Annotated in this window: 9 protein-coding genes; 4 read left to right on the plus strand and 5 right to left on the minus strand. The window is 64.7% G+C overall.

The features are described from left to right. Positions 1 to 164: 164 nt before the first annotated feature. From CSQ92_RS25375 to CSQ92_RS25395, 5 genes are read right to left on the minus strand one after another with little or no spacing between them, the layout of a single operon-like run. A complete protein-coding gene (locus tag CSQ92_RS25375; RefSeq protein WP_070253868.1) occupies positions 165 to 893 on the minus strand; it encodes a YfaP family protein in 729 nt (242 codons plus the stop codon). Between the two features lie 29 nt (positions 894 to 922). Then, on the minus strand, positions 923 to 2,605 hold the full coding sequence (locus tag CSQ92_RS25380) for a DUF2300 domain-containing protein (protein WP_099395730.1): 1,683 nt from the start codon (positions 2,603 to 2,605) through the stop codon (positions 923 to 925). Then, a complete protein-coding gene (locus tag CSQ92_RS25385) occupies positions 2,605 to 7,155 on the minus strand; it encodes an alpha-2-macroglobulin family protein (RefSeq protein WP_099395731.1) in 4,551 nt (1,516 codons plus the stop codon). Before CSQ92_RS25385 ends, CSQ92_RS25380 begins: the two co-directional genes overlap by 1 nt. Positions 7,156 to 7,163: 8 nt before the next feature. After that, positions 7,164 to 7,838 (minus strand): DUF1175 family protein, encoded by a 675-nt coding sequence (locus CSQ92_RS25390; RefSeq protein WP_099395732.1) that lies wholly within the window; start codon positions 7,836 to 7,838, stop codon positions 7,164 to 7,166. Beyond that, positions 7,835 to 9,436, minus strand: coding sequence for a DUF2138 family protein (locus CSQ92_RS25395; RefSeq protein WP_180277112.1), 1,602 nt, complete (start codon positions 9,434 to 9,436; stop codon positions 7,835 to 7,837). The genes CSQ92_RS25390 and CSQ92_RS25395 overlap by 4 nt, the downstream gene beginning before the upstream one ends. 164 nt (positions 9,437 to 9,600) lie before the next feature. Between CSQ92_RS25395 and CSQ92_RS25400 the strand changes: the two genes are divergently transcribed. From CSQ92_RS25400 to CSQ92_RS25415, 4 genes are read left to right on the plus strand one after another with little or no spacing between them, the layout of a single operon-like run. Beyond that, the gene (locus tag CSQ92_RS25400; RefSeq protein WP_099390197.1) at positions 9,601 to 11,121 is read left to right on the plus strand and encodes a B12-binding domain-containing radical SAM protein; all 1,521 of its coding nucleotides are present in this window, start codon (positions 9,601 to 9,603) and stop codon (positions 11,119 to 11,121) included. A 57-nt stretch (positions 11,122 to 11,178) separates the two neighbouring features. Beyond that, positions 11,179 to 12,312, plus strand: coding sequence for an MlaE family ABC transporter permease (locus CSQ92_RS25405; RefSeq protein ID WP_099395734.1), 1,134 nt, complete (start codon positions 11,179 to 11,181; stop codon positions 12,310 to 12,312). Beyond that, the gene (locus tag CSQ92_RS25410; RefSeq protein ID WP_070253863.1) at positions 12,312 to 13,211 is read left to right on the plus strand and encodes an ABC transporter ATP-binding protein; all 900 of its coding nucleotides are present in this window, start codon (positions 12,312 to 12,314) and stop codon (positions 13,209 to 13,211) included. The genes CSQ92_RS25405 and CSQ92_RS25410 overlap by 1 nt, the downstream gene beginning before the upstream one ends. Next, entirely contained in the window at positions 13,211 to 14,170 is a 960-nt protein-coding gene (locus CSQ92_RS25415; protein ID WP_034781344.1) for an MlaD family protein, read from the plus strand. The genes CSQ92_RS25410 and CSQ92_RS25415 overlap by 1 nt, the downstream gene beginning before the upstream one ends. Positions 14,171 to 14,175 lie beyond the last annotated feature (5 nt).

Genomic DNA, 14,175 nt, shown 5'->3' on the forward strand with positions numbered 1-14,175 from the left:
GCGTTGTGTTTGTCAGCTGCGAAGAAGGAAGAGTATGAAGCATTTCGCTACGTCCGTCAACTCCTTCTTTTTTCTCACTTTACGCTGCATTTGCATGCGTCGTTCAGCGAGGGGGCGAATTATAGCCATAGTGCTGCGGCTCCGCAAGAGCCATTTGCGACCATTTATGGCAAGACGAACGATTTCACCAAGGTCAGCTCGCCAGCAGCCCGCATCGGTACCTGGAAGCTCTGCAGCTTTTCACGCGGCGTGCCTTCGTTGGTGATGACCGATATGCGGGCGACAGTCAGCATGGCGGTGTTCTCGCCGCTGCCGTAGTAATTGACATAGACGTGATAATTGCCCTTCAGGGGTGCCGCGCTGGAAAAGATCTCCGGGCCATAACCGGTGGTCACGTCCACATCCAGCGCGCCGCCATCTTTCAAGACGCGATTGCCGTACCAGGCGTGGCCACCGTCCGGCGTGACCACGTGCATATCGAGGTCCGTGCCGGCGCTGTCCCAGGACAGCACGATACGCAAGCGCGCCTGCGTCTTGCCCTGGTAGCTGTCGACAAACTGGGTGCGCGCACGGCTCCTGCCATCCGGCGAGCGCACTTCCACGCTGTTCGAGCCGCTGCCGAAGCCATACGGACGTCCGTAGCTGCCATCCTCGCCCACTTCCATTGGCATCGCCACGCCATTGACTACCAAAGTAGCGGGCTTGCCCTTGACGGCGCCCGCGATGCGTCCCCGTATCTGCGCCGTCTCGGCCTGGCCCGGCTGCAGGTTGACGGACGCGGCGGGGTAATTCACCGCTTGCGTATAGTCCTCGCGCGCGCCGGCCGAATTGCGCCAGCCGCCCTTCGGTGCATCGATGGTGACCTGGGCCTGAGCCCAGAGTGGCAATAGCATCAGGGGAATCGAGCAACGGATATAAAAACTCACAGGGCCTCCAGGTTAAGGTCGACGAGCCGGCGGGCCAGCCGCTCGACATATTCTTCGTCCTGGCCGCGCGGATGACGGCGCAGGCCAAGATGCAGGTATTCATGGGCCAGGGTGATGCGGTCTTCGCGCGTGGCCAGCGGCCGCATGAAGATACGGTTGCGCGACTGCTCCGAATACGGCGCGCCACTCTGCAAGGCGCAGACCAGCGGCGCTTGTGGCGGCGCCTCGTAGCCGGCCTCGCGCAGCAGCACGCGCTGCCAGCGCGGCACGGACCGCGCTAGCCAATCCTCGTTCTGCGCCAGGCGCTGGCAACGCGCGCCGGTATTGCCAAAGGTAGTCAATGCGCCGCCGGGATAAGCTGCCGCCAGCAATTCATCATAGTGCTTGCCCTGTTTGGCCTGGCGCACCGCCTCGCTCCATGCCATGGTGCCCTCGGACGGCAAGTTCGTGTGATAGCGCACGGTGACGCCATCGACGATTAACTGGTCGGTCCAGCGCGCAATCGCCAGCGCCGCCGGCGTGGCGGGGCTGGGACTGACGCGCTGGGTCGCACTGCTGTCGGCGATCTGCTGGCAGCCTGCCACGGTCACGGCGTTCTGCTGCAGATACGTGCGCGCGGCAATCGCCAGCGCCTTGGCCGCTTCCGGCTCGCCGGCATTCGCTTCGCGGTCGAGCACGCGCGCCACATATTCATTGACGCCGAAGCGGCCGCGCAATTGCGGGCGGCCGCCCTTCTCCTGCAGCAGCATCAACTCGCCGCTGCTGCGCAGGGCCAGGTTCTGGCCATTTTCGAATTGCACATGGTAGCGGCCATTGAGCGGGCCAGGTGCGGCTGCACCACGCTCGCCGCGCACGGCACGGATCGGATAGCGCTTGAAGTAATCGACCACCACGCAGCCGCCATCGTCGGCCGCGCCCACTGGCGGCAAGCTGGCGGCCAGTCTGGGCGCCCACTGTGCAAAGACATTGCTGCTGCCGCCCGCGCCGCCAAACCAGATCGGCGTGCCGTCGGCCAGCCAGCCGGCCGCGCCGCCGATACGCTCTTCTGCCCGGCGCTGCTCGTGCCAGGAATACGTCTTCACGCGCAGCTGGCTGCCGAACCAGCGCGCCGCACCAAAGCCGCGCCCATCGAGCACCACGCGCAGCAGCGCCGCTTCGGCATCCGCGCGGCTGGCAGCCGGGATGCTGCCCAGCGCGCGCAGCAGGCTGTCCAGGCGCACCATGCGCGCCGGCGCCAGCTGCGCGGGGTCGGACAGCCAGGCAAAATCGCCTGTGGGTGCGCTACCCAGGCGGCCCGTCCAGTACTGGCGCCATGAAGCCGGCGCGATCATCAGACGCCTGGGCGAGAAAAAGGGGCCGCAGGACTGCGCCAGCGCCGCGTCGTGGCCGATGCTCTGGCCCGCATCGCAGCAATACACTTCTTCCGGATCGCGGCCGCCGCAGCGGTAGTCCGGCATCGCCACCTTGCTATCGCTCGCGTACACATATACGAACAGCTTCCACAGGCTGGCCAGCGGCACCTGCCGCGCGCCGTCAAACGGCGGCGGCGCAGCACCGCCCTGGCGCAGCTGCCGCACTTCCGTCTTGCCGTCGCGCCACCAGGCGACATCCAGCGATGCAGACCGGGCAGGAGCGGCCAGCAGCAGGGCCGCCATCAACGCAGGAAGTACCACACGCATCACTCGACTTTCAACGCGCGCGTGGCCTTGCCGCCGCCCTCGAGGGCTTTCTGCTCCGGCTGGTACATGCGATAAAAGCGCGCTGGCGGCAGCACATAACTGCCCTTCTGTGCAAAGCGAATCAAATGGCGCACGGTCACGTCGCCGGCCAAAGGCTCGATCGGCACCGCATAGCCGTCGCGGCGCTCGGTGTGGCGCGCGCGTTCCAGCGCGGCCGGCTTGTCGCCCGCCATGACCATGCCCCAGGTGGTCGATTCGACCATGGCGCCCGGCGGCAGCGCCACTTCCAGCAAGCCAAAGCGGTGCTTCGCGCCCGCCGCCGCTTTCAAGGTGATTTCATCGAGGTACAGCGCGTCCGTGCTGAGCGCCTCGCCCGGCTTGACCAGCTCCGTCGTGTAGCCGCCCTTGCCCGCCTTCATGCGCAGGATGCGCCGTTCGACGGTGACCGGCAAGGTCTGCGTTTCGGCGGCGTGGCTGTCGTACTGCAGCACAGCCACCGTGCCGGCTGGCGCCGGGGTCGATGCAGCGAGACGCAGTTTGTCAGGCAGGCCCTTGGCATCGCTCCAACGCCAGAGCGGCTGGCCGCCGCGGCTGTCGCGTTTTTGCCATGCACCGTCCGGCGCGACGGCCGGCCCCTTGCCAAACGATGCCCCGCCCAGCTTTTTTTGCACCCACAACAAGGTCATCGCGCGGTCCAGGGTCGGCATCTCGGCGCGCACGCTGGCCAGCACCGCCTCGGCCTGGGTAGCCGGCACTTCGCCAGCCAGCATCAGCAGGGCCTGCGCCACCGGCGCTTTCGATTCGCGCAGCACCTGCCACGCGCTGGCCACTTGCAGCTGCAGCGAATGCGGCAAGGCGATGCCGTTCTGGGCGGCGACCAGCGCCACCAGGCCCAGCGACATCGCTTGCGCTTCGCGGTCAGAAGCACCGCCCAGCAGCAGGCTGCCGCTGTCGCCCGCCTGGCGCGGCTTGCCGCCCAGGACGGCGATAGCGCTGTCGTCCACCAGGCCCGCCGCCAGCGTCTGCGTGGGCAGACCCATCTCGCGCGCCATCCACAGCACCAGCGCGCGGTCGCCCATCGCGTCCTTCAAGCCATGTTCGCTGTAGACGGCCAGCAGCTTGTTCCAGTGTTCGGGCGGCAGCTCGATGCGCAGCGCGCGCGCAGCGTACCAGTCGGCGTAATAGGCATAGGCCGTCATCAAGGCATTGCCGGCCGTGGCATTGCCCCACCAGCCGAAGACGGCATTCGGACCGGCCATGGACACCAGGCGCAGGCGCTGCGCAGTCAGCAGCGTTTGCAGGCGCTCGCTTGCCGCGCCGGCATCCGCTCCCAGGCTTTGCGTGGCCAGCGCCAGCGGAATCAGGCGGCTCGCCGTCTGCTCCACGCAGCCATATGGATAGTCGATCAAATCGTCGGCAATGCGTGCGAAGTGGCTGGCGGCTCCTTGCGCGAACGAGAGGCGGATATTGCGCGCATCCGCCGGCAGTTTGAGGGGAATCTCACCAGCGGCGCCATCGAGCGGCAGCACCAGCGTGCGCGGGCTGCTCCAGGTGGCGGGCAGCGTCTGCATAGCGGTATCCAGCGCGTCGACCAGTTTGCCGTTCTGTTTTACCTCCAGGCGCAGCGGTCCGGCAGCGCCTGCAGCGAGCGGAAATTCAACGTAATTGACGCCCGGTTTGGCGGTCAGTTTTTCCGTCTTCGCTTGCGTGCCGCCTGCACCGCCGGAAAGCACCACGTCGAGCGCCTGCTCCTTGCCCGTCTGGTTGAACACGGCCACCGAAGCGCGCGGCGCATCGCCGGCGCGCATCCAGTCCGGCGCGGTCCACTTGGCATAGTAATTCTTGTCCGAACGCAGATAGGCGGTGCGCTGGCCGACCCGTCCCTGCTCATCCATCGCGCGGCCCGTGATCCTCCAGCGGGTCAGCGCGTCGGGCATGATGAAGCTCACGCGCGCATTGCCATTGGCATCGGTCTTCAGCGATGGCGCCCAGTACGCGGTATCGATATTGTCGCGGCGCGGACGTTCGAGTACCTTGACGCCCCGCTCGTTGTAGTTGTGGCGCGCCGGTGCGCCCGCGGTGCGCCCCTGGGCCATGTCGTAGCTGATGAAAGACAGGCTGGCCGTGGTGCGCACGTTGTTGCGGCGCGGATGATAGAAGAAGTCGCCGATGTCCGGCGCGATTTCCGGCTGCAGCACATAGATCATTTCATCGACCACGCCCAGCGCCACCAGGGTGCTCAGGGGCTTGCCGTCCAGGGTCGCCTTGACGTCCAGGGTGACCTTCTCGCCCGGCTGGTAGACCTCCTTGTCGCTCTTGAACTGCAGCGCGACGCGCGGCTCGATCACTTGCAGGCCCGCGTTCTCAAAGACGAAATCGCCATTGCGGGTATAGGCTACCGAGAACGTCATGTTCGGCCCATGCTCCTCCTTGACGGGAATGCGCACGCGCCACTGCCGCGGCGCCACGCGCTTCGCCTGGTACCAATCAGCGGCGCCGGCCATCAAGCCATGGTGCTCCACCTTGTCGCGCTCGAGCGTGAACAGCGCCTGGTCGACCTTGTCGGAAAACGTGATCAGCGCTTCGGCGGTGTCGCCGGGACGATAGCGGGCGCGGTCCAGCACGATCTCGATGCTGCCCGGCGTCGCCTGCACGCCGTCACCCGACACCCAGTGGCTGGCGGCGGCCAGCAAGTTGCCGCGCTCGTCGCGCAGCGCCAGCTGATACGAGCCCGATGCGGGGAATGTCACATCCCAGCCCTTGGCGGCCGGATCAAATGCGCCCTCGGTCTTGCCCTGTTTTTCCAGCTGCACCATCTCCCAGCGCACGGGCTTGGCCGCGCTTTGGCCATCGGCCACCAGGTCGAAATGCACGTTTTGTCCCGGATCGGAAAACTGGCGCGCGGCCTTCAGCTGGTAGCTGCTGCTCGAACGTTCTATCATCAGCTCGCGCGTCGTCTTGACGCGGTAGGCCGCGCCATCGGTCGCCAGCACGGTCAGGATGTAGCGCGACGGATCGGCGGCGGGCGGCAAGGTGAAGTCCACATTGCCGCTGCCATCGCTCGTCACTTCCTCGGTTTTCAGCGCCACGGGGAACAGGCCGCTGTAACGCAGTTCGCCCTCGACCATGGTGTTTTGCTGGCTGCGCAGCGACAAGGTCATCTTCGCGTTTTTCACCGGTTTGCCATCGGGGTAGCGCAGCGCGATGCTGCCCTTGACCGCCTCGCCCGTCTTGAATTCCGGTTTCGATGGCTGGACGTTGATTTCAAAATGCGGCTTGACGTATTCGGCCACGCGGAAGGCCGCGCCATACACGCCATCCTTGTAATTGAAGCGCAGCTCATAGCCGCCGGCGGTGGCTTCCGTGGGCAGGCGGAAGCGCGTGTCGGCGCCCATGTCACCGGACAGCTGCAGCGTTTGCGTCAGCAGCGGCGTGCCGTTCGGATTGAGCACGGTCAGGCTCAGCGGCGCAGCAGCGGCCGCCTGCGATGCGCGCGCCGAAGTGAATTCTCGCCCCAAAAACTTGACATTGACTTCGTCGCCGGGCCGGTACAGGGGCCGGTCGGTTACCGCATAAATCTTGGTGTTATAGATTTCGCTGTCATAGTAAAAATTCTCGGACACGAACACGCCGCCGTCGCGGTCCTGGCCCAGCACATACGTATGTTCCGGGCTGCCGCGCTCGAGCGAGGCGACGCCATCTGCCCCCGTAGTGGCCGACTGCAGCACGCCGGTGCCGTCCGTCCACGCCACGCTGGCGCCAGCCACGGCGGCGCTGTTGTCGCGCCGCGCCGTCCACACCAGCATCTGGCCGGACGATACCTTGGTGACGGCCACCGTGTCCGACACGAACACCAGGGTGGTGGCGCGGTGCTCGCCGATGATCGCTTCGATCAGGTACAAGCCCGGCTTGCGTTTGCCCAGCGGTATCATCACGTTGCCGGCGCCGGCGACGATGAAGTCGCTGCTGGAGCCATCGAGCTTGACGCCTTTCGGCGGCGCGATGGCCTTGGCTTGCCAGATCGGATAGCGGAAGCTCTCGACCAGCTCCATGCCCTTGATCGGCTTGTACTGCGGATGGTTGGCAAACACGGTCGGCTTGCGGATCGCGTCATTCGTCGCCAGTTGCGGCTGCTCTTTCGTGACGGCGCGGCGCGCCTCGCCGGAAAACAGCTTGCGCCAGGCCAGGCGCGACTGCTTCCACCAGCTATCCCACAGAAAGCTCAGCGTATTGGCCAGGCCCTCGCCCTGGTAATTGCCTTCAACCTGGATGCGGTGCAGATTGCGCTGTTTCTTCAGGAATTCCATCGGTTCGGGCACGCGGTAGACGACGATGTCGGCGCCCGAATACGCTTCCAGGTTCATGCGTCCCATATCGCGGCCCGGCACTTCCAGCCGCACGCGCGCTTCATCAAGACTGCCGTAGCTGGCGTCCGACAGCAGGAAGAAGGGCTCGCCCTTGAAGGTGCTGTAGTTGCTCGCTTCGCGCTGCTGCGCGGAGGCACCGCCTATGAGCACCAGCGCCAGCAGGCCGGCAAATAACAGCTTCATGAGAAGCTTCATGACAGGAACGCCAGCCGGAACACACCGGCGAAATTCGGATTGTTGACCACAGGTTGCCACCGCGTGTCCTTCCAGCTCGTAAGTTCTTTGATATCGACGGTCCGCAGACCATTGTCGTCGGGGGTGACGGTGCCGGTGTGGTAGGCGATGCGCGCCCCCATCCAGACCATCAGGTGCTGTTCGTCGCCCTGGTCGAAAAACAGCAGGTCGCCGGGCAGCGCCTGGCTGATTTCGCGGGCGATGAAACGGCTGTTGTGCTGCACCAGCGCCAGCGCCGTGACGAAGTGGCCGACGCTGCCGCCCGTCTGCACCCAGCGGTTGCGCAAAGCTGCCTGCTTCGCGTCCAGTTCCAGCTCGGGCGGCAGGCGCCGGTCGCTGGCGATGCCGTTCGCATGCAGCCACTTCGCGTCATGCACGGTCAAGGCTTCGTTGACGGCAAAGCGCACCAGGCCGGCGCAATCGCGGTGCGTCCAGCGCGGTGACGGCCCGCGTTCGATCTGCGCATTGACGATGCGCAGCATCCAGGCCTGGAAGGCGCGGCTCTGGGCCTGCGACAGCTGCACTTGCGGTTCGGCGGCCGCGCGCAGGGCCCACGCCTGGGGCACTGCCGCGGTGGCGGCACAAGCCACGAGCCGGCGCAAGGTGGCGCGGCGCGCGTGCCACACCGTCATCGCGCGGTCTCCTGCCATTCCAGCGTTTCCCATGACGTGCCGCTGGCTGGCTGCCGCTTGAGCACCATGCGCAGCGGCGGGTATTTTTTCAAGGCGTTCAGGCGCGGCACCAGGTGTTCGTTGGCGGCTGCGCGCAGTACCGGTTCGTTATTCGCCGGCAGAGTATCGAAGGCTTCCAGCTGGATCAGCCGGGCCAGCGATGCCGGCGCGATCAGGCCAATGGTGCGCGCGCCATCGGACAGCAGGTCGCTGGCGGCCGGCGCCTGCTTGCGGCGCACGGCCAGCACCTGGTCCACCAGCTTGCCGTCGGCGGAAAAGACCACCGTATTGCCGGCCACGGCCAGCGCCGGCGTGGACTGGCCCAGGGCCGTGGCGACGCTGCGCTCCCAACGAACGGCGCCATCCTTGCCAGTGGTCTTGCGCACGGGGTCCTTGCCGCCGATGGCCGCCTCGAACAGGCTGCCATATACAGCGTCATCACCGGCCTGCGCACTGCGGGTGGCGACAAACACCGGCGTATGCAGGCGCGAAGTACCGTACCAGCATGCGGCGGCAGGGCCTTGCAAATGTCCGGCCAGCGGTACCACCGGCGCCGATGTCTTGTCGCCCAGGCGCTTGAGCACGGGCTGCAGCGCGGTCCAGTCCACCGGCACGCTGAAACAGGCGCTCGGGTTGTGCGGCAGCACGGGCCACAAGGCGCTGCTGTCGTAGCCGCCCTTGCCGCTCTTGTTCAATTTGTCGGCATTGAGCAGCACCTTGGACTGCCAGGCGCCCTTGCTGAAATCGAAGCGCAGCGCTTCAAGCGCGCCAAAGAAGGGTTGGTAACCGAATGACAGGAAATCCGCCTTGACGGCGATGCTGTGGCCCTCGGGCGCGGCGCTGTCGAGATGGAACTGCGGATGAAAGACATTCTGTTTGGCCGGCTCCGGCGCCAGCAGGCTGGCCACGGTTTTCTCGGCCGTGCCATCGCCATTCTTGCCATCACTGCCGCCATACAGCATGCCGGGATGGGACAGGATAACGAGGCGCTGGCCGTGCGCGGCAAACAGCAAGGTGCGCTGGTAGGCGTAATTGAGCGCGTACACCGGCACCTGGCCGCCATCGACGCGCAAGCTGCCGGCCACGCGCATTTGCGTATCCTTCAAGGCGATCTTTCCCGCTTCCTCGAGAAGGCGCGTCAACTGGCCACGCGACACGGCGATGGCGAAGTGCTTGAGCGAGCCGTCGGCGTCGCGCCACAGGGCCACTTCCGCAGGCTGGTCCAGCACCATGCGCAGCAACTGGTCGCCCCATCCCAGCTCATGTTCGTAGGCGATGCGGCGCAAGCTGCCCTTCAGGCCCAGCCGGTCTTCGCTCTGCTCGTAATAGAAGAGGAAATCCTCGCGCAGCACGTCGCGCGCCAGCGGCACCGTCAGCAGGTCGCGCGGCAAGGTCGACAGGCTTTTCGTCCGGACCAGCGCGTCGGGCCGGGATAAATCCAGCTTCAGGCCGTTGACCGGCCCCATCGCGCCCCAGCCGAAGACGCGGTAGCCGACCAGCGCGGCCGCCACCAGCGCCACCCCGGCAAGTGCCCCGACCAGGACTTTTTTACTAAGCACTTTTTTATCTTGTACTTTTTTCGCCAGCACCGTGTATTCCTTTACCCTGCCGTAGCATTGACAAGTTAGTAATTATTGACAAATGGTAACATGGCATTTCTGGCCGCAGCGCACCGGTGACGCGACAGCGTAAAATAGCGGTTTCGCCGTTTCCATCGCCTCCCATGACCATCCTGCTCTCCACCCTGAACGCCCGCTACACCCACGCCTCGCTGGGATTGCGCTATTTGCTGGCCAATATGGGGCCATTGCAGGCGCAGACGCGGCTGCAGGAATTCGTCATCGGCACGAAAACCACGGAACTGGTCGAGCGCATCCTCGTCAACAAGCCGCGCATCATCGGTTTTGGCGTGTATATATGGAACGTCGAGGAAACAACGAAGCTGGTGGCCATGCTCAAGCGCGTGGCGCCCGAGGTCATCATCGTGCTGGGCGGGCCGGAAGTGTCGCATGAAGCGGGCGAGCAAGAGATCGTCAAACTGGCCGACTACCTGATCACGGGCTGGGGCGACGTCACCTTCCCCAAGCTGTGCGGCGAGATCCTCAACGGGCCGAAGCCGCTGATGAAGATCCATGCCGGCGTGCAAGCGCCGCTGGCGGAACTGCAACTGCCCTACTCCTTGTATACAGACGACGATATCCGCCACCGCACGATTTACGTGGAAGCATCGCGCGGCTGCCCGTTCAAGTGCGAATTCTGTCTGTCCGCGCTGGACAAGACGGCCTGGCCCTTCGCCCTGGAAAATTTCCTGGCCGAGATGGAATCCCTGCATGCGCGCGGCGCCCGCCTGTTCAAGTTCGTCGACCGCACCTTCAACCTGAACATCAAGACCAGCTTGAAGATCATGCAGTTCTTTCTGGACAAGATCGAGGCGAACCCGGACGATCCCATCTATGCCCACTTCGAACTGGTGCCCGACCACTTGCCCGATGCCTTGAAAGAAGGCATCAGCAAGTTCCCGCCCGGCGCGCTGCAGTTCGAGATCGGCATCCAGAGCTTCAATCCGGACGTGCAATCGCTGGTCAGCCGCAAGCAGGACAATCAAAAGGCGGCCGACAACATCCGCTGGCTGTGCGAGGAATCGAACGCCCACCTGCACGTGGACTTGATCGCCGGCTTGCCGGGCGAGGATGAAGCGAGTTTCGCGGCCGGCTTCAACAAGCTGGTGGCCTTGAAACCGCATGAAATCCAGTTCGGCATATTAAAGCGGCTGCGCGGCACGCCCATCATCCGCCATACGGAAAACTACGGCATGGTGTTCGATCCGCACCCGCCCTACACCATCCTGGCGAATAAACAGCTCGATTTCATGAGCATGCAGCGCCTCGTGCGCTTCGCCCGCTACTGGGACCTGGTGGCCAACTCGGGCCGCTTCGCCAATACGGTGCAATGGATGCTCGGTGATGCGCCGTTTGAAAACTTCATGGATTTTTCGAACTGGCTGTACGCCCACACGGATGCCACCCACCGCATCGCCATGGAACGCCTGGCCAAGCTGGTGGCGCAATGGCTGCAGACGCGCGGCATGAGCGCGGTCGAGGCCAATGCCCTGCTGGCCAGCGACTATGCGGGCGGCGCGCAGGCGGCCGCGCATGGCAAGCCAAGCGAAGTGAGTACTAGCGGCGCCAAGGTGCGCCCGGACGTGGCCCTGCCGCAGCGGCAGGCACGCCATCTGGCTTCCTGACAGGCTGGCGATTGAACAGCGGTGGCGGTCTGCGCCATTCTCCCTTAAACTGGCACGATGCCGACTGTACAATCGCCGAAACTGACCCTCTCCCAGACCAGCTCCCAACAGGGAGCCCTTGTCACTGCCAGCGGCACCTGGCAGGTGCACGCGCTGGCGCATGACAATGCCATCAAGGCCATCGATGCCCAGCTCAGGCCCTTGCAGGGCGATACCAAGGCGCAATGGGACCTGTCGGCCATCGACAGCATGGACCATATCGGCGCCCAGCTGTTCTGGAATGCCTGGGGCAAGCAGCGTCCGGCGCAGCTGACCCTGGCGCCGTCGCAGGAAGAGTTTTTCAGGCGCATCGAAGAAACGGGGCCGTTGGAAACGCCGCCCTCGCGCGCCAACCGCCTCACGCCCGTGATGAAACTGGGCATGGCCATCCTGCTGTTTTTCGAACATTTGAAGGGTTTTATTGCCCTCGTGGGCCAGGTGACGCAGGATATCGGCCGCTTCGCGCGCCATCCGATGCGCGGGCCATGGCGTGAAATTTCCGCCAATATCTTCCATGCGGGCTTCCAGGCGCTGGGCATCACGGCCCTCGTCGGCTTTCTGATCGGCGTGGTGCTGTCCTATCTGTCCGCGCAGCAGCTGCGCGCCTTTGGCGGCGACATCTATCTGGTCAACCTGCTGGGCATGAGCGTCATTCGCGAACTGGGGCCGCTGCTCGCCGCCATCCTCGTCGCGGGCCGCTCGGGCTCGTCCATCACGGCCCAGCTGGGCGTCATGCGCGTCACGGAAGAGCTCGACGCCATGCTGGTGATGGGCATTTCGCACGGATTCCGCCTGATCATGCCGAAAGTGCTGGCCCTGGCCATTTCCATGCCCCTGCTCGTCATCTGGACGGATACGGCCGCGCTGATCGGCGGCATGGTGGCGGCCAAGGTGGAACTGAACCTGTCGGCGCGCTACTTCATCCAGAAGCTGCCCGACGCCGTGCCGCTGGCCAACTACATGATCGGCCTGGGCAAGGGCGTCATCTTCGGCATGCTGATCGCGCTGGTCTCGTGCCACTTCGGCCTGCGCATCAAGGCCAACACGGAAAGCCTGGGGCGCGGCACCACCACCGCCGTCGTCACGGCCATCACGGTCGTGATCCTGGCCGACGCCGTGTTCGCCATCGTCTTCAATGGAGTGGGCTACTGATGGCGGACGACACCAATATCGCTTGCGGCACCGGCAAGGAAGGCCAGTTCAACCTGCACGGCGACGCGCCCGTGGTGGACATCACCAATCTGTGGACCAAGTTCGGCCGCACCGTCGTGCACCAGGATTTGAACCTGGAAATCGAACGGGGCGAGATCCTGTCCATCGTGGGCGGCTCCGGCACGGGCAAGACGGTGCTGCTGCGCCAGATGCTGGGCCTGGAACATCCGGCGCGGGGATGCGTCAAGGTCTTTGGCGAAGATATCAACCAGGCAAGTTCCGACCAGCTGCAACAGTTGCGCAACCACTGGGGCATGCTGTTCCAGCAAGGCGCCCTGTATTCGGCCCTGACCGTGTTCGACAATGTGGCCCAGCCCATGCGCGAATTGCGCGTGCTGCCCGAAGCCTTGGTGCACGACGCGGTACTATTAAAGATGAACATGGTGGGCCTGGGCCCGGAACATGCGCTGAAAATGCCCTCGGACTTGTCGGGCGGCATGATCAAGCGCGTGGCGCTGGCGCGCGCCCTGGCGCTGGAACCGAAATTATTATTCCTCGACGAACCCACGGCGGGCCTGGACCCGGACCTGTCGGAAAGTTTTGTCGCCCTGATCCAGTCGCTGCACCGCGAACTGGGCTTGACAGTGGTGATGGTCACGCATGACCTAGACACTTTGTTCGCCCTGTCCACGCGCATCGCCGTGCTGGCGGAAAAACACGTGATCGCCATCGGCCCCACGCGCGAGGTGATCGAAGTCGACCACCCGTTCATCAAGCAATTTTTCCTCGGCGACCGCGGCAAGCGCGCGCTGGCCGTCCTCGATGAGAAACAGGCGGCGGCGGGCAATGCGGCCCAGCCAGGCGACGATGCCGGCACAGACAAGAAAGCGGAGAAGTAATGGAAAACAGATCACATGCCCTGATGACGGGATTTTTTACGCTCACCCTGCTGGTGGCCGCCATTCTGTTTGGCGTCTGGTTCAACCGCGACCGCGTGGAACGGGTGCCTTACCTGCTCGCCACCACCCTGTCCGTGCCGGGCCTGAACCCGCAGGCGACCGTGCGCTACCGGGGCCTGGAAGTGGGCAAGGTCGACGCCATCGACTTCGACACGCAAAAGGCGGGGCAAATCCTCGTGCACATCAGCGTGGCGCCCGATACCCCCGTCACCAACACCACCTTTGCCACCCTCGGCTACCAGGGCGTGACGGGCATTGCCTACATCCAGCTCGACGATGAACAGGTGGGCTCGAAACTGCTGGGCACCAGCAAGGACAAGCCGTCGCTGATTCCCCTGCGCGCGGGCTTGCTCGACCAGCTGGAAAAGCGCGGCAAACGCATCCTCGACCAGGCCGAACAGATCACCAACAAGGTCAACAACCTGCTCAGCCCCGAGAACCAGGCGGCCATGCTGGGCGCCTTCAATGAAGTGGGCAAGGCGGCCAAGGCCTTTGGCGCCATTCCGCAGCAGCTCGAGCCGACCCTGACGCAATTGCCGCAACTGACGGAACAGACGCGGCAAACCCTGACGGCCGTCAGCACGGCCGGCAAGAACGTGTCGGACTTGACGGCCACGTGGAAAAAACTGGGCAACGATATCCAGGCGCCCGGCGGCGTGCTCGACAAGGTCAATGGCACGGTCGACCGGGTCGGCAACTCGGTGGAAACGGTGGCCAATGGCGTATCGCTGGAAGTCTTGCCGCAGGTAATCGAGCTGAGCGGCGAAGCGCGCTCTTCGATGCGCGCCCTGAAAACCACCATGAGCACGCTCAATGAACAGCCGCAGAGCATCTTGTTCGGCGCCCCAGACATCCCGCCCGGCCCGGGCGAGCCCGGTTTTTCGGCACCGGGCAAATAAGGAGA

Source organism: Janthinobacterium sp. BJB446, from assembly GCF_002735655.1.
GTDB lineage: Bacteria > Pseudomonadota > Gammaproteobacteria > Burkholderiales > Burkholderiaceae_D > Janthinobacterium > Janthinobacterium lividum.